1 protein-coding gene is annotated in these 913 nt (G+C 68.1%); it reads left to right on the top strand.

The genetic code is table 11. The features are described from left to right. Positions 1-69: 69 nt before the first annotated feature. Positions 70-771, top strand: a complete 702-nt coding sequence (locus AC4JJG_RS21470) for a helicase associated domain-containing protein (RefSeq protein WP_058253262.1) — start codon at positions 70-72, stop codon at positions 769-771. Positions 772-913 lie beyond the last annotated feature (142 nt).

Raw genomic sequence — 913 nt, 5'->3', positions numbered from 1 at the left:
TCGAAACCGAGTTCCCGGACTGGCGGTGGACGGTACGACCCGCCGCCACGAAAAGCAGGCGGTGACGTCGTGCCCAGCGAGCACGACTCCCCGACCGCTGGCCGCCGTCGTGCGGACGATCGGCGGTTCGACGCCGGGATCGCACACCTGCACCGCTACGTCGCCGCGCATGGATCGAGCTTGCCACCTCGCGATGCAACGATCGACGGATTTCGGATCGGCGCCTGGGTCGACAGCCGCCGCACCGACTACCGGCTCGGCCGGTTAACGCCGGAGCGGATCCGCCGCATCGAAACCGAGTTCCCCGACTGGCGGTGGAACGTGCTCGATGCCGCCTTCGCGGACGGGATCGACTACCTGCGCCGCTACGCCGCCACCCATGGCACCAGCAACCCCCGCCAGCACGACGTCATCGACGACTTCCCGATCGGCCAGTGGGCGGCGAACCGCCGCGCCGACTACCGCACAGGCCGACTACCCGCTGGCCGAGTCTCGCTGATCGACAACGAATTCCAGGACTGGCAGTGGAATCCCCAGGACGCAGCATCGGCCGCCGCGTTCGAGGCCGGCGTCGCTCATCTGCATCGGTATGAGGCAGTGCACGGCACCAGCAGCCCCCGCCAGCGGGACGTGATCGACGGCTTCGCGATCGGCCAGTGGGTCGCCAACCGTCGCGCCGACTACCGTCGGGGCCGGCTGTCGGCCGACCGGGTCCGCCGCCTCGAGACCGAGTTCCCGAACTGGCGGTGGACTGTGCGAGGCCGCTCCTAATTCGACCGAAGAACCACGGAGCCGAGGCAACGGATTCAAAACCCGTCCAGTGTCAGTTGGAGCGCGATCGACAGCACTGAATCGCCCCGGGTTTGCTGGAGGCTCGGTTAGTTGGTTCCAGCGTTTGCGGGGACCGGGTTCT

The organism is Gordonia sp. B8661-1, from assembly GCF_059427765.1.
Note: the sequence above shows the minus strand (reverse complement) of the source record. Positions and strands in the feature narration are given on the sequence as shown.